At 65.2% G+C, this 16,638-nt stretch carries 19 protein-coding genes; 12 read left to right on the top strand and 7 right to left on the bottom strand.

What is annotated here, in order from left to right:
* The first annotated feature begins 146 nt into the window (after positions 1 to 146).
* The 4 genes from tsf to ACQPXH_RS10455 all read left to right on the top strand — a co-directional run bounded on the left by tsf (position 147) and on the right by ACQPXH_RS10455 (position 3,959).
* A complete protein-coding gene (gene tsf, locus ACQPXH_RS10440) occupies positions 147 to 971 on the top strand; it encodes a translation elongation factor Ts (protein WP_433602105.1) in 825 nt (274 codons plus the stop codon).
* Between the two features lie 249 nt (positions 972 to 1,220).
* Complete coding sequence (pyrH, locus tag ACQPXH_RS10445) at positions 1,221 to 1,949, top strand: UMP kinase (protein ID WP_397046684.1); 729 nt, start codon at positions 1,221 to 1,223, stop codon at positions 1,947 to 1,949.
* Positions 1,950 to 1,998: 49 nt separating this feature from the next.
* Positions 1,999 to 2,556: a ribosome recycling factor gene (frr, locus tag ACQPXH_RS10450; RefSeq protein ID WP_040693344.1), complete on the top strand. Its 558-nt coding sequence runs from the start codon at positions 1,999 to 2,001 to the stop codon at positions 2,554 to 2,556.
* 536 nt (positions 2,557 to 3,092) lie between these two features.
* A complete protein-coding gene (locus tag ACQPXH_RS10455) occupies positions 3,093 to 3,959 on the top strand; it encodes a phosphatidate cytidylyltransferase (RefSeq protein ID WP_433603405.1) in 867 nt (288 codons plus the stop codon).
* Here ACQPXH_RS10455 and ACQPXH_RS10460 read toward each other — a convergent pair.
* A complete protein-coding gene (locus ACQPXH_RS10460; protein WP_433602106.1) occupies positions 3,956 to 4,294 on the bottom strand; it encodes a LapA family protein in 339 nt (112 codons plus the stop codon). The genes ACQPXH_RS10455 and ACQPXH_RS10460 overlap by 4 nt on opposite strands.
* 179 nt (positions 4,295 to 4,473) lie before the next feature.
* Here ACQPXH_RS10460 and rlmN point away from each other — a divergent pair, with 179 nt between their 5' ends.
* Positions 4,474 to 5,583, top strand: coding sequence for a 23S rRNA (adenine(2503)-C(2))-methyltransferase RlmN (gene rlmN, locus ACQPXH_RS10465; protein WP_433602107.1), 1,110 nt, complete (start codon positions 4,474 to 4,476; stop codon positions 5,581 to 5,583).
* A 33-nt stretch (positions 5,584 to 5,616) separates the two neighbouring features.
* Here the strand turns inward: rlmN and ACQPXH_RS10470 are convergent, their stop codons facing one another.
* Positions 5,617 to 5,979 carry a hypothetical protein gene (locus ACQPXH_RS10470; protein WP_433602108.1) on the bottom strand — a complete coding sequence of 121 codons (363 nt, stop codon included), beginning with the start codon at positions 5,977 to 5,979 and terminating at the stop codon, positions 5,617 to 5,619.
* Positions 5,980 to 6,061: 82 nt separating this feature from the next.
* Between ACQPXH_RS10470 and ACQPXH_RS10475 the strand changes: the two genes are divergently transcribed.
* Together ACQPXH_RS10475 and ACQPXH_RS10480 are read left to right on the top strand one after the other, a co-directional pair.
* Positions 6,062 to 6,478: a CBS domain-containing protein gene (locus tag ACQPXH_RS10475; protein WP_063045836.1), complete on the top strand. Its 417-nt coding sequence runs from the start codon at positions 6,062 to 6,064 to the stop codon at positions 6,476 to 6,478.
* 203 nt (positions 6,479 to 6,681) lie between these two features.
* Positions 6,682 to 8,796 carry a catalase gene (locus ACQPXH_RS10480; protein ID WP_433602109.1) on the top strand — a complete coding sequence of 705 codons (2,115 nt, stop codon included), beginning with the start codon at positions 6,682 to 6,684 and terminating at the stop codon, positions 8,794 to 8,796.
* Between the two features lie 324 nt (positions 8,797 to 9,120).
* On the opposite strand, the gene ACQPXH_RS10485 is transcribed toward ACQPXH_RS10480, so the two are convergent.
* Entirely contained in the window at positions 9,121 to 9,321 is a 201-nt protein-coding gene (locus tag ACQPXH_RS10485) for a hypothetical protein (RefSeq protein ID WP_433602110.1), read from the bottom strand.
* Between the two features lie 207 nt (positions 9,322 to 9,528).
* On the opposite strand from ACQPXH_RS10485, the gene ACQPXH_RS10490 reads away from it, so the two are divergent.
* Positions 9,529 to 9,786 carry a cold shock domain-containing protein gene (locus ACQPXH_RS10490; protein ID WP_433602111.1) on the top strand — a complete coding sequence of 86 codons (258 nt, stop codon included), beginning with the start codon at positions 9,529 to 9,531 and terminating at the stop codon, positions 9,784 to 9,786.
* Between the two features lie 33 nt (positions 9,787 to 9,819).
* Here the strand turns inward: ACQPXH_RS10490 and ACQPXH_RS10495 are convergent, their stop codons facing one another.
* Complete coding sequence (locus tag ACQPXH_RS10495; protein WP_433602112.1) at positions 9,820 to 10,848, bottom strand: alpha/beta hydrolase; 1,029 nt, start codon at positions 10,846 to 10,848, stop codon at positions 9,820 to 9,822.
* A 121-nt stretch (positions 10,849 to 10,969) separates the two neighbouring features.
* On the opposite strand from ACQPXH_RS10495, the gene ACQPXH_RS10500 reads away from it, so the two are divergent.
* Positions 10,970 to 12,010, top strand: coding sequence for a hypothetical protein (locus tag ACQPXH_RS10500; RefSeq protein WP_433602113.1), 1,041 nt, complete (start codon positions 10,970 to 10,972; stop codon positions 12,008 to 12,010).
* Here ACQPXH_RS10500 and ACQPXH_RS10505 read toward each other — a convergent pair.
* On the bottom strand, positions 12,007 to 12,798 hold the full coding sequence (locus tag ACQPXH_RS10505; RefSeq protein ID WP_433602114.1) for an SAM-dependent methyltransferase: 792 nt from the start codon (positions 12,796 to 12,798) through the stop codon (positions 12,007 to 12,009). The genes ACQPXH_RS10500 and ACQPXH_RS10505 overlap by 4 nt on opposite strands.
* Before the next feature lie 336 nt (positions 12,799 to 13,134).
* Here ACQPXH_RS10505 and ACQPXH_RS10510 point away from each other — a divergent pair, with 336 nt between their 5' ends.
* Positions 13,135 to 13,284 (top strand): hypothetical protein, encoded by a 150-nt coding sequence (locus ACQPXH_RS10510; protein ID WP_433602115.1) that lies wholly within the window; start codon positions 13,135 to 13,137, stop codon positions 13,282 to 13,284.
* 98 nt (positions 13,285 to 13,382) lie between these two features.
* Here ACQPXH_RS10510 and ACQPXH_RS10515 read toward each other — a convergent pair whose 3' ends face one another.
* Positions 13,383 to 13,796 (bottom strand): DUF5997 family protein, encoded by a 414-nt coding sequence (locus ACQPXH_RS10515; RefSeq protein ID WP_433602116.1) that lies wholly within the window; start codon positions 13,794 to 13,796, stop codon positions 13,383 to 13,385.
* A gap of 139 nt (positions 13,797 to 13,935) precedes the next feature.
* Between ACQPXH_RS10515 and ACQPXH_RS10520 the strand changes: the two genes are divergently transcribed.
* Complete coding sequence (locus ACQPXH_RS10520; RefSeq protein ID WP_433602117.1) at positions 13,936 to 14,859, top strand: LysR substrate-binding domain-containing protein; 924 nt, start codon at positions 13,936 to 13,938, stop codon at positions 14,857 to 14,859.
* A 39-nt stretch (positions 14,860 to 14,898) separates the two neighbouring features.
* Here the strand turns inward: ACQPXH_RS10520 and ACQPXH_RS10525 are convergent, their stop codons facing one another.
* Positions 14,899 to 15,165 carry a DUF2631 domain-containing protein gene (locus ACQPXH_RS10525; protein ID WP_387289052.1) on the bottom strand — a complete coding sequence of 89 codons (267 nt, stop codon included), beginning with the start codon at positions 15,163 to 15,165 and terminating at the stop codon, positions 14,899 to 14,901.
* Between the two features lie 161 nt (positions 15,166 to 15,326).
* On the opposite strand from ACQPXH_RS10525, the gene dxr reads away from it, so the two are divergent.
* Positions 15,327 to 16,466: a 1-deoxy-D-xylulose-5-phosphate reductoisomerase gene (gene dxr / locus ACQPXH_RS10530; protein WP_433602118.1), complete on the top strand. Its 1,140-nt coding sequence runs from the start codon at positions 15,327 to 15,329 to the stop codon at positions 16,464 to 16,466.
* Positions 16,467 to 16,638 lie beyond the last annotated feature (172 nt).

A 16,638-nucleotide genomic window follows, 5' to 3' on the forward strand; every position in this document is an offset into this window, starting at 1 on the left:
GGGCCTGCGTGGTTACGCAGGCTACCGCCTCCGGCCCCGTCGCCGTCATCGCGGAGCGTCTGTTCACCTTGCCGACCTCTCCTGCATAGGAGCGGTCGGCAAGGTGGTGTTACCACCCGAAACAACACACAGGAGGATCGCCACCCATGGCGACATACACCGCCGCTGACGTGAAGCGGCTGCGGGAGCTCACCGGCTCCGGGATGATGGACTGCAAGAACGCGCTGGTCGAGACCGACGGCGATTTCGACAAGGCCGTCGAGGTGCTGCGCATCAAGGGTGCCAAGGATGTCGGCAAGCGCGCCGAGCGCGCCACCGCCGAGGGTCTGGTCGTCGCCAAGGACGGCGTGCTGATCGAGATCAACTCCGAGACCGACTTCGTCGCCAAGAACGACGAGTTCCAGGGCCTCGCCGACAAGATCGTGACCGCCGCCTCGGCCGTCAAGCCCGCCGACCTGGACACGCTGAAGGCGCTGAAGCTGGACGGTCAGACCGTCGAGGAGGCGCTGCAGGCGCTCGCCGCCAAGATCGGCGAGAAGCTCGAGCTGCGTCGCGTCGTCGCCTTCGACGGCCCGGTCGCCATCTACCTGCACAAGCGTGCCACCGACCTGCCGCCCGCCGTCGGCGTGCTGGTCGAGTACCAGGGCGAGGGTGACGGCGCCGCCGACGCCGCGCGTGCGGTCGGCATGCAGGTCGCCGCTCTCAAGGCCAAGTACCTGACCCGCGAGGACGTGCCGGCCGACGTGGTGGAGAACGAGCGCCGCATCGCCGAGCAGACCGCCAAGGAAGAGGGTAAGCCCGAGGCCGCGCTGCCGAAGATCACCGAGGGCCGCGTCAACGGCTTCTTCAAGGACGTCGTCCTGCTGGAGCAGGCGTCGGTCACCGACTCGAAGAAGACCGTCAAGGCGCTGCTGGACGAGGCCGGTGTCACCGTGACCCGCTTCGCCCGGTTCGAGGTCGGCCAGGCCTGATAACGCCCGCGAAACCCCTCGTGCTCCGGATGCGGTGTGCGAGGGGTTTCGGCTGTCCGGACGTCGACCGTTCATCCGCAATTCCCGAGCCTGACCGGGCGAGTTCGTTGCGTCCGAGGGGGTCTTCTACCCACACCGAATCCGAGTAGGGCAGGATAAGGGCGCTCCGTATTGAAGCCTCCGCGTTGCCATCCGGCCCACGTGCTGTGTCGACAGACCGAAATCTATCGCCGAAGGAGACGAACACCCATGACGGACCCCGGGACCGACCGCCCAGGATATCGCCGGGTGCTCCTCAAATTGGGTGGGGAGATGTTCGGCGGCGGCAAGGTCGGGCTCGACCCCGATGTGGTGCAGACGGTCGCCGAGCAGATCGCCGAGGTGGTCTCCAGCGGTGTTCAGGTCGCCGTGGTGATCGGCGGCGGCAACTTCTTCCGCGGCGCCGAACTCGAGGAGCGCGGCATGGAACGCGCCCGCTCGGACTATATGGGCATGCTCGGCACCGTGATGAACAGCCTTGCGCTGCAAGACTTTTTGCAACAGCAAGGTATCGACACCCGGGTGCAGACCGCGATCACCATGGGGCAGGTCGCCGAGCCGTATCTGCCGCTGCGCGCCAAGCGGCACCTGGAGAAGGGCCGCGTTGTCATCTTCGGCGCGGGCATGGGCATGCCCTACTTCTCCACCGACACCACCGCGGCTCAGCGCGCGCTGGAGATCGGCGCCGAGGTGGTGCTGATGGCCAAGGCCGTCGACGGGGTCTTCACCGCGGATCCCCGGGTCGACGAGAGCGCGACCATGTATACCGAAATCACGCATAAAGAGGTCATCGAGCGTGACCTCAAGGTCGCCGACGCGACGGCCTTCAGCCTGTGTATGGACAACCAGATGCCCATGCTGGTGTTCAATTTGTTGATAAAGGGCAATATCGCCCGTGCGGTCGCCGGTGAGAAGATCGGCACATTGGTTCGGTCCTGACCCCGCGCCCGCGGATCATGACGATGACGACGCTGTGGAGGAAACGGTCGTGATTGAAGAAGCGCTCTTCGACGCCGAGGAGAAGATGGAGAAGGCCGTCTCGGTGGCGAAGGACGATCTGGGGTCCATCCGCACCGGTCGAGCGAATCCGGGCATGTTCCAACGGATTGTCATCGACTACTACGGTTCGCCGACCCCGATTACCCAGGTGTCGAGCATTACCGTGCCCGAGCCGCGGATGGTGGTGATCAAACCGTACGAGCAGTCGACGCTCGGCGCGATCGAAACCGCGATCCGCAACTCGGATCTCGGTGTCAATCCCACCAACAACGGTGACATCATCCGGATCTCGGTCCCGCAGCTCACCGAGGAGCGGCGCCGTGAACTGGCCAAACAGGCCAAGGGCAAGGGCGAGGACGCCAAGGTATCGATTCGGAATGTCCGCCGCAAGGCCATGGACGAACTCTCGCGGATCCAGAAGGATGGCGAGGCGGGTGAGGACGAGGTCGGGCGCGCCGAAAAGGAACTCGACAAGACCACCGCGAAATATGTCGGCCAGGTCGATGAACTGGTCAAACACAAGGAAGCTGAACTGCTCGAGGTCTGAGGTCCGAGGCCGGATCTTTCGGGCCCGCCCGGGCGGGGGACGAACGGAACGACGAGTTGAGCGACGGGACAATCGTGGCCGAGAACGCCGCCGCGACCGGTGCGGCCGAGGAGCCGAGGCCGGCCAACGGCACTGTTGATGCGACGGACGGGCGCGCGGTCGAATCCGCGATTCCCGAAGCCGCACCTCCCGAACCCGTGCGCTCCGACTCCCCGACGTCCGAGGCCGAACGTCGGGGACCCTCGACGCGGGTGCCCTCGACCGGTCGGCCCGCGACTCCGGGCGAACCGACCGTCGCACCCTCGGAACCGACGACATCCGGACCGGCAACCGAGGGTGTCGCGACAGTCGGCCCCCCGACACTCGAATCGGCGACACTCGACTCGGCGACCGATGGTCCCGCGACCCCCGGCCCCGCGACTGATGACCCTACGACGCCGGGACCTGCGACCGATGGGCCTTCGACCTGGGGACCGGCGACGCCCGGACCCGAAAACGACGGTTCCGTGACCCCCGAATATTCTGCCGCCGATGCAGTGAATCTCGCAGCCCAGCAACAGAACTCGGACGAACCCGCGGCACCCGCGCCGCGCGCGGGCCGCAATCTCCCCGCCGCCTTGGCTGTCGGTTTCGGTCTCGGGCTCTCGCTCATCGCGATCCTGCTGTTCGTGCCGAAGGTATTTATCGGCGTCGCGGCCACCGGAGTCGGCGTCGCCACCTGGGAGGTCGCCAAGCGACTGCGGGAGGCCGATGTCCTCGTCCCGCGGATCCCGCTCATCGTCGGTGGTCAGGCGGTGTTCTGGCTCGGCTGGCCATGGGGCGCCAGCGGCGTGGCGGGCGCCTTCGCCACGACCACGCTGATCTGCATGGTGTGGCGCCTTTTCGATCACGGCTTGCAGACCGCGCCGCGAAACTTCTTGCGCGACACCGCGATCACGATCTTCACCCTGGCCTGGATCCCGCTGCTCGCCTCGTTCGCGACGCTGCTGCTGCTCGAGCCCGACGGCAATCTGCGGGTGCTGACCTTCATGATTCTGGTGGTCTGCTCCGATGTCGGCGGTTATGTCGCGGGTGTGCTGTTCGGGCGGCATCCGATGGTGCCCGCGATCAGCCCGAAGAAGTCCTGGGAGGGCTTCTGCGGTTCGCTGGTGTTCAGCGTGATCGGCGGTCTGCTGACGGTGACCCTGCTGCTGGAAGCCAATTCGATGATCGGCGTGGTGCTCGGCGTCGGCTTGGTGCTGGTCGCGACGGTCGGCGATCTGATCGAATCCCAGGTCAAGCGGGAATTGGGCATCAAGGATATGGGCACCCTGCTGCCCGGCCACGGCGGCATCATGGATCGACTCGATTCGATGCTGCCCTCGGCCTTCGTGTCCTGGCTGGTGCTGAGCAGCTTGCTCTAGCGCTTCGCGGCGCGGCGGAGCTGAATGATCCGCACCCCGCCGACCAGCGCCATCACCAGCGCACCGGCAATCACCGACAGCAGCACCATGATGCCGACCGGCATGGAGAAGCTCCAGAAGAACAGATCCACCCGCTGCTGTTCCAGATTCTGCAGGATGAAGATCAGCAGCACGATGCCGATCAGCGTCGCGGCGACCAGAGCGACCCAGGTGTCGCCGGTACGGGACTTCATCACCGACTTGCGGCCGGTCTGCTCCACCGTCTCAGGGCCGGTCGACGCAGGTGCGGCATCTTCGGTGCGCTCCGGCTCGGACGACTCGGCGTGACTGGTCATCCTTCGATCATTGCCGATCGCTATCGTCGGTGCACGCATTTCTGTCCGGTGACCGTTCTGTCGTGATGTCGAAGCACGGCTGCTCACCGGCCCGATCGACGTGACGTTCGTCGCGTCGGCCGTCGTGATGGTCACCTTCGGTCCGAGCCGCATACGCGAGATGGGACACTGGAGAAACTATGACCGTCTCCCTGCCCCTCGTCTTCGATGCTCCGCGCCGTGGCATGCCGCCGCGGCATCTCGCCGACCTCGACGCCGACGGGCGCAAGACCGCGGTCGAGGAGCTCGGTCTGCCGAAGTTCCGCGCCGACCAGATCGCGCGCCAGTACTACGGCCGGCTGCAGGCCGATCCGGAGTTGATGACCGATCTGCCCGCCACTGTGCGCGAAAAGGTCGGCGCGGCGCTGTTTCCGCCACTGATGTCGGTGGTCAAGCATGTCGCGTGCGATGGCGGCGAGACGCGAAAGACCCTGTGGCGTGCGGGCGATGGCACCTTGCTGGAGAGCGTGTTGATGCGCTACCCAGACCGCGCCACCCTCTGCATTTCCAGCCAGGCCGGCTGCGGTATGGCTTGCCCGTTCTGTGCCACCGGTCAGGGCGGCCTCAACCGCAATCTCTCCACCGCCGAAATCGTCGACCAGGTCCGCGCCGCAGCCGCTGCCATGCGTGATGGTGAGGTGTCGGGTGGTCCGGGCCGCCTGTCCAATATCGTCTTCATGGGCATGGGTGAGCCACTGGCCAATTACAAGCGCGTGGTCGCCGCGGTTCGTCGCATCACCTCACCCGCGCCCGACGGCTTCGGTATCTCTCAGCGCAACGTGGTCGTTTCCACCGTCGGCTTGGCTCCGGCGATCCGCAAGCTCGCCGACGAGGACCTCTCGGTGACCCTCGCGGTGTCGCTGCACACCCCCGATGACGAACTGCGCGACACCCTGGTGCCGGTGAACAACCGATGGCCGGTCGCCGAGGTCCTCGATGCGGCCCGCTACTACGCCGATAAGAGCGGTCGCCGGGTGTCGATCGAATACGCGCTGATCCGCGATATCAACGACCAGCCGTGGCGTGCGGATATGCTCGGCGCGAAACTGCACAAGGCCCTGGGCTCCCGCGTGCACGTCAACGTCATCCCGCTGAACCCGACGCCGGGCAGCAAATGGGATGCCAGCCCGAAACCTGTTGAGCAGGAATTCGTTCGGCGCGTCAACGCTCAGGGTGTTCCGTGCACCGTGCGCGATACGCGGGGCCAGGAAATCGCCGCGGCCTGTGGGCAGTTGGCCGCAGAAGGCTAGTTTGCTTCCCTTACGGGTTGCTTCCCTTACGCGTCAGTGGCCGCCCGGCTCGAGGAGTTCGCGTCCTTCGTCGGCCTTGACGCGGCGGTGTTCGGCGAGGATGAGTCCGCCGCCGCAGATCAGGCACACAGCGGTGGCGATACCGGCCACGACGGCCCAGCCCGCGAATCCGTAGCCTGCGGCGGTGAGCGTCAGGGCGGCGCCGACTACGCCGAGCAGCACCAGGATGACGCCTGGCCAGTTGTGGGTGTCGGCGATCATTTCGCCCGCGTGATTTCTGGTATTGCGTGCGCGGTCCGGGAAGTCGGAACGCAGCCGATCGGATGGGTCGGGTTCAGGAAACATGGCGTCCTCTCCGTTCGGATGGATCGTCTCGTTCGAGCGGATACCCGACATGTTCCGGATCAATCAGGGTGTATCGGCGACCGCGTCGGGTACCGCGAACGCGAATCTGCTTGCGACGAACAGGAGGGCAACCATGGCAACCGCGCGGGAACTCATGACCGAAGGCGTGCAGTGCGTGCGATCCAGCGATTCGGTGGTCGAGGCCGCCAAACTGATGAAACAGCTGAGCGTGGGCGCGCTGCCGATATGCGGTGAGGACAATCGGTTGAAGGGCATACTGACCGACCGCGACATCGTCGTGAAGGTGCTTGCCGAGAACAAGGACCCGATCGGCGTCAAGGCGGGGGAACTGGCCGAGGGCACACCGATCACGGTGCAGGCGGGCACCGATGCCGATGAGGTGCTCAATGTGATGGCGGTGCATCAGATCCGCCGGGTGCCGGTGCTCGACGGTGACCAGTTGGTTGGCATTGTGGCGCAGGCCGATGTGGCCGTCGCGCTCGGCAATGCCGATACCGGCGGCGTGGTGGAGGCGGTGTCGACGGACTGACCGCGACCTGCGAACCGTCTCGTCCGCGCTGCCCTGAGCGCAGGTGTGAGTGTGTCGCTCGCGGGTATGCGCGGACGAGAGGAGCCGCGGTGGCTCCGTCCCCGATCGAGGAGGTACGCAATGGCCACCGGTCAGAAGGAAGACGTCGTCCGGATTCGCGACGCGGTGCACGATTGGCGCCGTAAGACCGAGGAGTGAGTGACATGCCCGACGCAACCGATAGGAACGGCGCGCCGAATGACAAGCAGCGCCAGCTGGATCGATACCGGGTGGACCGCGAACAGGGGAAGCTGACCACACAGCAGGGCGTACGGGTGGACAGCACCGACGATGCCCTGAAAGTGGGGGAGCGCGGGCCGACGCTGCTCGCGGATTTCCATGCCAGGGAGAAGATCACCCACTTCGATCACGAGCGGATCCCGGAGCGAGTGGTCCATGCCAGAGGTGCGGGTGCCTACGGACACTTCCGGCCATATGACGGCTGGCTCGGCAACTTCACCACTGCACGCTTCCTCATCGATTCGAGCGTGGAAACGCCGGTGTTCGTGCGATTTTCGACCGTCGCCGGTTCGCGCGGATCCGCGGATACCGTGCGCGATGTGCGCGGCTTCGCGACGAAGTTCTATACCGCCCAGGGCAATTACGATCTGGTCGGCAATAACTTCCCGGTGTTCTTCATCCAGGACGGAATCAAATTCCCCGACTTCGTGCACGCGGTGAAACCCGAGCCGCACAATGAGATTCCGCAGGCCGCCTCCGCGCACGACACCCTATGGGACTTCGTTGGTCAGCAGCCGGAGACACTGCACGCGATCATGTGGCTGATGTCGGACCGGGCGCTGCCGCGCAGCTATCGCATGATGCAGGGCTTCGGCGTACACACCTTCCGACTCGTCAACAGCGAGGGCCGAGCCACTTTCGTGAAGTTCCACTGGACGCCGAAACTCGGCGTGCACTCACTGCTGTGGGATGAATGTCAGCAGATCGCCGGGCGTGATCCCGACTTCAACCGACGCGATCTGTGGGACTGCATCGCGGCCGGCCAGTATCCGGAGTGGGAACTCGGCGTGCAGCTGGTCTCGGACGACAGCGAATTCGGCTTCGACTTCGACCTGCTCGATCCAACGAAAATCATTCCGGAAGAACAGGTTCCGGTGCAGCCGGTCGGTCGCATGGTGCTGGACCGCAACCCGGACAACTTCTTCGCCGAGACCGAGCAGGTGGCCTTCCACACCGCCAATCTGGTGCCCGGTATCGATTTCAGCGATGATCCGCTGCTGCAGTTGCGCAACTTCTCCTACCTGGATACCCAGTTGATCCGTTTGGGCGGGCCGAATTTCGCCCAGCTGCCGATCAACCGGCCGGTCGCCGACGTGCGCAATCACCAGCAGGACGGCTACGGTCAGCACGCCATTCCACAGGGCGAGGCCGCGTATACCAAGAACACCATCGGTGGCGGTTGTCCGGCATTGGCGGATACCGAGATGTTCCGGCACTACGCCGAGCCACTATCCGGTTCTACTATTCGAGAGCGCGCCAACAGTTTTCGTGAGTACTATCGGCAACCGCGGATGTTCTGGCGCAGTATGTCGCCGCCGGAGGCCGACCACATCGTCGCCGCCTTCGCCTTCGAACTCGGCAAGGTGGAGCGGCCGATCATCCGAACCAGGGTGCTCGAACATCTGGTGCGAATCGAGCCCGAACTGGCCGAGCGGGTCGCGAGCGAACTGGGTATGCCGGTGCCGCAATCGGACTCGGATGATCGCGAGGCGGTGGTATCTCCCGCGCTGTCGCAACTGAATTCGGTCACCGACACAATCGCTACCCGGAAGGTCGCTGTCCTGGCCGCCGATGGTGTGGACACACTCGGTGTGCGCCGCATCAAATCGTGGTTGACCGACCGTGCAGCTGTTCCCGAAGTTCTTGCGCCGCATGCCGGTACGTTGGGCGGCGACGGCAGTGACGGCGAAACCCTCCCGGTGGACCGGTCGCTGGCCACCGTGGCCTCGGTTCTCTACGATGCGGTACTGGTCGCGGGTGGCGCGCGGTCCGCCGAAACCCTGCTGGGCAATGGCGCGGCGGTGCACTTCGTCCTGGAGGCGTTCAAACACGCCAAACCGATCGGCGGCTTCGGCGATGGTGTCACGCTGCTGCGGGTCGCCGGTGTCCTATCCGACACTGATCACGACGCGCGAACAGGTGTCTTCACCACGACCGCCACCGGCGCGGGTGTGTCCGAGGATTTCATCGAGGCATTCGCGAATGCGCTTGCCCAGCACCGGGTCTGGCGCCGGTCGACCGTAGCGGTACCCGCCTAGCCGTCGCGGTTCAGCTCAGGGCGGGCTGGATCTCCTTCTCCACGCGGTGCGGAAGCCATCCAGATCGGGCAGATCGGGACCGATCTGCTGGACGTACGGTCGTCGACACCGGCATCGAGATACTGCCGGAGTCGGCGGATATGACGTTCCGGATCGGCTCGGTAGCGAAGTGCTCACGGGTGGACGCGCGACTGATCCACTGCCGCTCGAACCCTGCCTGCTCGGTGCGTTCGGCCTGCTCGACGAGTTCTTTCGACGCATGGCAACGGGCCCCGGACATATCACCGAGGGGACATATCACCGAGGCCCGCTCGACAGTTTGACCTAGCTGCCGCTGTGGCTGTGCTGGCCACCCTTCTGCTTGGCCGCCGTCGGCTGCGCCTGTGCGCCCTTACGACCTGCCTCGTGCGGGTCGGCCGCATTGCGCTGGCCGAAGCTGCCGGTACTGGCCTTGCCGCCCTTGCTGGCCTGCTCATGGGTGTCCTTGCGATTGCCGAACTGCCCGGGGTTCTTCGGATCTGCCATGTCGGCACTCCTTCTCGGTAGTTGGAACTATCTGCGGCCCCGGTTCGGACCACATGTGCGATCTACCCGGGATCCGGTCGGCTAATCGAGCGGATATCACCCGGTGGGCAGGCTGTTTCGCGGCTTGAAAAATGGCGTTTACCAGTGGCATTCGCGGGTACGCCGACAACGGGGAGATGGCCGAATCCGACATTCGCGGAGGCGACGATGAGCAACGTTATCGATCCGACTTCGGTATGGCTGACCGGTAGGGTGGCTTGGTTCGACGAACAGCGTGGGTTCGGCTTCATCGATCCGGACGGTGTCCGGCAGTGGCCGGTGTTCGTCGAATACAGCCGTATCGATGTTCCGGGTTATCGCGCACTGGCGGAAGGCCAGCCGGTGCGCTATCTGTGCGATCCCGAGGCGCACGGCCGCGCGGCTGCGGTGGTGCGCCCGTACTCTCCGCAGATCAGTCCGCTGTGATCACGGAAACCGAACTGCCGCAAGCAGATCCAGCTATCCGACGACCGACTTCATCCAGTCGATGACGGCGGCATGATATTGCGCGGTGTTCCGTGCGAGATTCACCGAATGTCCGCTGCCGGGCAGCACGAAGGTACGCAGCCGCGCAGCCGGACTGAAAAAGGCGGCCTCCGCGGCCTGCAGGGTCGTGCTGTCGGCGCAGATCGCATAGGCGGGTCCGCACGACAACCGGTCCACACTGCCATTGACGACCATGACCGGGGCGGTGATCAAGCTGGACATCCCTGGCAGGGTAGAGGTGAGGCCGTCGGGATATTCGGTGAGCGAGAAGGTTTCCTTCGTCGCCTCATCGATCGCGAGCACCTGCGGATCATAATTATCCGACCCGAAGAAGTCACTGGCCCGGGTGCCCGGCCGGGTCACGAGATAGCCCGAATCGTATCCGCGGCTGGCGAATACGGGATCCTGTACCGCCTGGTAGTAGGTGCCGATCACGCCGAGGACATCCGGCACGCTCAGGGTGTGCGAATATCCGGTGAGCAGCACGCCGTCGACGTCATGGTAGGTGGTGGCCTCCATGACCGATATGCCGGAACTCAGCGAATGACCACCGGTGACGACCTTGCCGAACGGCTGTGCGCCCGCGAGTCCGTGGCGCAGGGCCTGCACGATGTTGTGCAGGGCTTCCGCGGTGGCGGACGCGGTCAGTGACATGCTCGGCGGGCGGGTGCTCGCGCCGTTACCGAGTCGATCGGCCACCAGCGTCGCGTAACCGGCTGTGTTCATCGCGCGCCGGAAGTTGTAAGTCTCTGGGGCGTAAGGGAAATCCCAGTAGGTGTGGTTGTAATTGGACCCCGCCATCAACACCATGACGGTGTCGGTCGGCCGGTCCGGCAGGCACAGCGTCGCGCCCAACGTCCCCTGCGGTACCGGGAAGGAGATCTCCTGACAACGGTCGGGCAAGGCGGCCGGATCAGCACTAGCCCCGCCCGGCACCACACCGAGCATTGTCGCCGCGGTGGTAGCGGCCACCAGCATTCGGGCGTAGAGCTTCTTCGTCACCGCGTTCCCTCCGAATGGGAAATATCGTGCGCCGCGCCATCTTCTGGCGAATCACCATACCGCACATGAAGTTCCGTAGCTATGGGGTTGCGTGACGAAGATGCGATCTACGATGCACGGCATGGGTTCGCGTGGTGTGCACTTTGTGGGCAGCTTTCCGGGTACGAGTACCGACGATGCGATGCGCGCGATGCTCGATGCCGCGGGGCCGCGCCTCCGCACGCTCCCGACTGGGGAAACGCGTCGCTACGAGTTCTACATCCAGCCGATCGTCGAGGATCTGGTGGCGCAGGGCGCATTGGAAGTGAAGAAGTCGGGTACGTGGCGCTCGAGTCGGGAGCGGACCATCCATCGCGTTCCGACTGGTCGCGAGCTGACGGGCGACATGATGGAGCTCGGTTATCTCGCCGAGGCCCAGGAGGCGCTGCCGATATTCCAGGGTTTGCGTACGGCACGCGAGCTGCCCGAACTCACTCTGCAGATCGGGATGCCGACCGATTTCACCCTGGCCTTCATCGCCATGGGCATTCCAGGTGTCCGGTCGCACCGCAAGGCATTCCGTGACGCGGCTGTGCGCGATATCGCCGCCATCCACGAACTGGTCGGTACCGAGGACGTGGTCGTGCAATTGGAGGCGACCGCGGAAATGGTGCTCATGGCGAAGGCACAGCCACTGCACGGACGGCTGGAGGCGGCATTGCGCCTCGGCGAGGGGATTGCGGCGCTGGCCGAATCCAGCCCTGCGGGAACCAGATTCGGCGTGCACCTGTGCGTCGGAAGTATGCATAACAAGTCCCGGGCCAGCATGCGTGATCTGCGCCCCTTCGTGGACCTGGCCAATTCCGTTGCCCGGCAGTGGCCTTCGGATCGCCCGCTGACCTATGTGCACGGTCCGCTTGCGGCCGGAGATATCCCGCCGTCGGCGGATCCCGCGTTCTACGCACCGCTCGCGGACCTGTCACTCGGCGCGGGCACCAACTTCTACGCGGGATTCGTCCACGACACTCCCACGGTGCCAGAGCAGGTCGAGACCTTGCGGTTGATCGAGAACGCACTGAGTAGACCGGTGGACGGCGTCGCGAGTGCATGCGGACTCGGTCGCCGTTCGCGTCCGATCGCCGACGCGCTCGCGGCGCGCGCCGATACGCTCGCCGCGAGCTAGGGCTTGCGACCGACTCCGCCCAACAGCACCAACTTGGTGCGCGGCAGGTCGTCGTCGAGCCAATCCTGTACCGGCACCAGACCGGGTCCGACTATCTCGAAGCCGTCCAGGTAGGCGGCCACCATATCCGGGGTCCGGTATTGGACCTGCGCCGAGCTGCCGTTGGTATCGCTGGTCGACTGCGCGACGAACTCCGCGTATGTGTCGATCGATCCGTGGGTGAAGGCAAGGATGCTTCCCGGCGCCATCACATCGCGTAGTCGCGCGATGATCTCGGCCGGGTGTTCGTCGTCCATCACGAAGTGCAGCACGCCGACGATCAGAATCGCTACCGGCTGGTCGAAGTCGATCTGTCCTTCGGTCCGCGCCTTCTCGATAATCTCGTCCGTGTCGCGAATATCACCGAGTATCGATGTGACACCGGACGTGCCGGACAGCAGCGCGTTGGCGTGCACGTGCACGACCGGGTCGTAGTCGATCATCACGACGCGTGCCGAGGGGTCGATCTTCTGCGCTATCTCGTGCACGTTGGGCGAGATGGGGATTCCGGCGCCGATATCGATGAATTGCCGAATCCCCGCATGAGCCGCCTCTTCCACGGCGTTGAGCAGGAATTTACGACTGAACCAGGCCGTCGTCTTGGTGTCCGGCGCGACCGCGAGCATTCGCTCGGCGACCCGCTGGTCCACCTCGTAGTTGTCTTTACCGCCGAGTAGATAGTTGTACACCCGAGCAGCGTTCGGCTTGGATGGATCGACGCGTACCGGCGCCCGATCGGCCTCAGCCACCGCACCTCCTTGATGCCCCTCGGCACATCGTAACAACTTCTGGTCGTTTGTCCGCAAGGATCGGGCTGCGATGCTCTATCGCGGTGAATCCTTGTGTGCGGGTTTACACCTCTCATACTTGTGTCGGCAACACGGTCGGCACGAAATCGGGAGGTTTGGCGTGATCGTAGCCGCGATTGTCGTTGGGGCGCTGCGCATCTGCTCGGGCTGAGCACCGCGGCCATGAAACACGGCTGCATCGGGCGCGTGCGGTGGTGCAGGGGAGTTCGGAGATTTGAGTTCGTCAGTGCGTCGCTGTCGCGCCATTCGGCCCGTGGCGCAATCGGATTCGGCGCTGTGTTCGGTTCGTTCGCACTGATGCCTGCGGTCGGGCCCGTCGGTCTGCTGCTCCTGCCGGTCGGTCGCGTCGCGCTGCGTGGCTGCCCGACCTGCTGGGCGATCGGCTTGCTCCAGACGCTGTCCCGCAGCCGACTGCAGCGCTGGTGAACCAACGGATTCTGCCAACTGGTCACCACGAAATCCGGTGCGACATAACCGCTTCCACCAGGGGAATACAGTCGCACCCAAAGTTGGGTGCGGCTGTTCTACGTGCGGTTCTTGGCGGGCCGGTTGGAAGCGGCGCGACGTTCGGCCTGTTGGGTTTTGATGCGCTCGTTTTCCTTCAGCACCGCGGCGTAGTTCTCGCGTTCGCGGATCAGCCATTCGGGCGGGTCGGCGAGCAGGGTGGCGATCTCCTCGGCGTTCATCGCGTCCGAGACTTCGGCGCGGGCCAGGCCGGTATTGGAAACTCCGAGTTTGCGGGCGACGATTTCGCGCGGGAAGGGGCCGGTCTTGCGCAGTTCGGTCAGCCAGGCCGGGGGATTGGTGCGCAACTCTTCGAGTTCGGCGCGGGAGATCGGGGAGTTGCGGAATTCCTCGGGCGTCGCCGGAAGGTAGATGCCGAGCTTGTTCGCCGCGGTCAGCGGCTTCATGGTCTGCGGTTTCTTATCCGGGCTCACCGGTACAGCCTAACGGGCACAGCCGGACGCAGTCTGTTGCGCTTGGACGAGCGCGAGGCCGCCGCGTATCCGGCCCGTGCGTGCCCTCAGACCACCCGCCTCGCGAGTCGACAGCCTCGATGGCAATACCCTCGTACGAATGAACCCCGAGTCCATCGACGTGACCCGCCTGCGCTGGTTTGTCGCGGTTGCCGAGGAACTGCATTTCGCCCGCGCGGCGAAATCGCTGCACATTTCGCGGCAGAAGTTGAGTCACACGGTGATCGACTTGGAGCAAGAACTCGGAACGAAACTCTTTGTGCCCGGAGCGCAGCCGGCGCAGCTGACCGAGGCCGGACAGCAGCTGCTGCGCGACGCCGGGGATATCATCGCGCGCGCCGAGGAGAAGCCCGCGCCCATGGCTGCCGAGGATGTGGCATTGCGAGTCGGCTTCGTACCCGGTGTGACGGTCTCCAAATGGACGCGGATCTGGAGTGAGCGGTTCCCGAACACCCCGCTCGAGATGCTCCCGATCCCGATGGCCGAACAACTCACCGCGCTGCGTGACGAGCGCGTCGACGCCTGTTTCGTCCGCCTGCCCATCGATCGTGAAGGTCTGAGCGCGATTCCGCTCTACCGCGAGCTTCCCGTCGTGGTGGTGCCCAAAGACCACACCCTGTCGATTTTCGAACAGGTGGGTATGGGCGATCTGGAGGGTGAACGGATTCAGGACTCGAGCGATATCGATGCGATCGCGGGCACCATCGAATTGGTCGCGGCCGGTGTCGGCGTCGCCATCGTCCCGCATTCCATTGCCCGGCTGTACGCCCGCCGCGACCTCGTCTACCGGACGATGATGGGCGTCCCGGCCACGGAAATCGCCTTGGCCTGGCCGGCCGCGCACACCACCGAACTGATCGAAGAGTTCGTCGGCATCGTGCGCGGCCGTTCGGAACACAGCTCGCGGGCCCAGGCTCAGCGCAAGAAGACCGAGCCGAAGAAGACCACCGCCAAGCGTTCGACGAGGAATGTCGCCAAGAACGCCGGAGCCAAGAAAAAGCCCGCCAAGCGACGAGGGCGTTAGGCGGGCGAATCCCGAGCGAGTCGATACCTTCGGTGTGGACTAGCGAGGCTTGCGGCGCAGGATCGAGTCGCGGATCATGATGCCCGCGATCACGGCGGCGAAACCGACCAGGAACAGGTCTTCGATGTGGCCCTTGTGGTTGCCGATCGTCATGGCCACCAGGATCACGCAGACGATCCAGCCCGCGACACGGAAGGTGCGGCGCGATTCCCCGCTCCAGCCCCATTCGGCGGACGGAACCTCGGCGGTATCCACGTGGGTGACGATTGCGCGGTCACTGGTGGGTTCGAGTTCCGTGGCGGCCACGATCGCTCCTTAGCTCGGTGTAAGCGTTGCTGCCGATATCGTGGCATACGACCGCTCGTCGTAGCCAGCAGGGCGGTGTTCGAGCGGCGAGCGGCGCCCTATGTGGTTACGCAGGCTACCGCCTTCGGGCGCGTCGCTGGCCCCGCTGCCACAATGGGGCCGTGTCCGACATCGTGAGAGTCCTTCTGCTCGGCAGCACCGGTTCCATCGGTACCCAGGCGCTCGAGGTGATCGCCGCCAATCCCGACAAGTTCGAGGTGGTCGGCCTCGCCGCGCGCGGCGGCAATACCGAGCTGCTCGCGGCCCAGATGGCCGCCACTGGGACCCGCAATGTCGCGGTCGCCGATCCGGCCGCAGGCATCCGACTCGACCTGGCGCTGAGCGGCCCCGGCGCGGTCACCGAACTGGTGCGCCGCACCGAGGCAGATGTCGTACTCAACGCACTGGTCGGTTCGCTCGGCCTGGAGCCGACCCTTGCCACCTTGCAATCGGGCACCCGACTGGCGCTGGCGAATAAGGAATCCCTCGTCGCGGGCGGCTCGCTCGTGACCCGCGCCGCGGCACCCGGGCAGATCGTGCCGGTCGACTCCGAACATTCCGCGCTCGCCCAGTGCCTGCGCGGCGGCCGGGCCGAGGAGGTGGACCGGCTGGTGCTGACCGCGTCGGGAGGTCCGTTCCGCGGCTGGACCACCGAAATGCTGGAATCGGTGAATCCGTCCGAGGCGAAGGCGCATCCGACCTGGTCGATGGGCCTGATGAATACGCTGAATTCGGCCTCGCTGGTGAACAAGGGCCTCGAACTGATCGAGACGCATCTGCTGTTCGGGGTGCCCTACGACCGCATCGACGTCACGGTGCATCCGCAGTCGATCGTGCACTCCATGGTCACCTTCAAAGACGGCTCAACGCTGGCCCAGGCCAGCCCGCCGGATATGAAGCTGCCGATCGCACTGGCACTCGGCTGGCCCGATCGCGTACCGGGCGCGGCCGCCGCCTGCGACTTCAGCGTCGCGTCGACCTGGGAATTCGGGCCGGTCGACAATGCGGTATTCCCCGCAGTCGAGCTGGCCAGGCAGGCGGGCACCGCGGGCGGCAGCGTCACCGCGGTCTACAACGCGGCGAATGAGATTGCGGTGCAAGCCTTTCTGGACGGGATCATCCGTTTCCCGGATATCGTGCGCACCGTCGCCCACGCGGTCGAGGCGGCCGATCGGTGGCGCGCCGAGCCGGAGACATTGCAAGACGTACTCGCCGCCGATACCTGGGCCCGCGACTACGCGCGCACCCTCGTCAATCGCTGATAGAACCATATCGGGCGCGCCGCAGGACGGCGGCCTGGCAGACTTACCCGAGAGTGTTGGTCGGCGTCCGGTTACTGTGGTCGGGTTGCCCGCGGCGCGGACGGACGCGCCCGAGCGGGTAATCGCGGTCGCTGCGGGCGGCCGCACTTTCATTCGAGGCGAGCTGCGCAAC

The organism is Nocardia sp. CA-135953, from assembly GCF_050955735.1.
In the GTDB taxonomy this organism is placed as follows: Bacteria; Actinomycetota; Actinomycetes; order Mycobacteriales; family Mycobacteriaceae; genus Nocardia.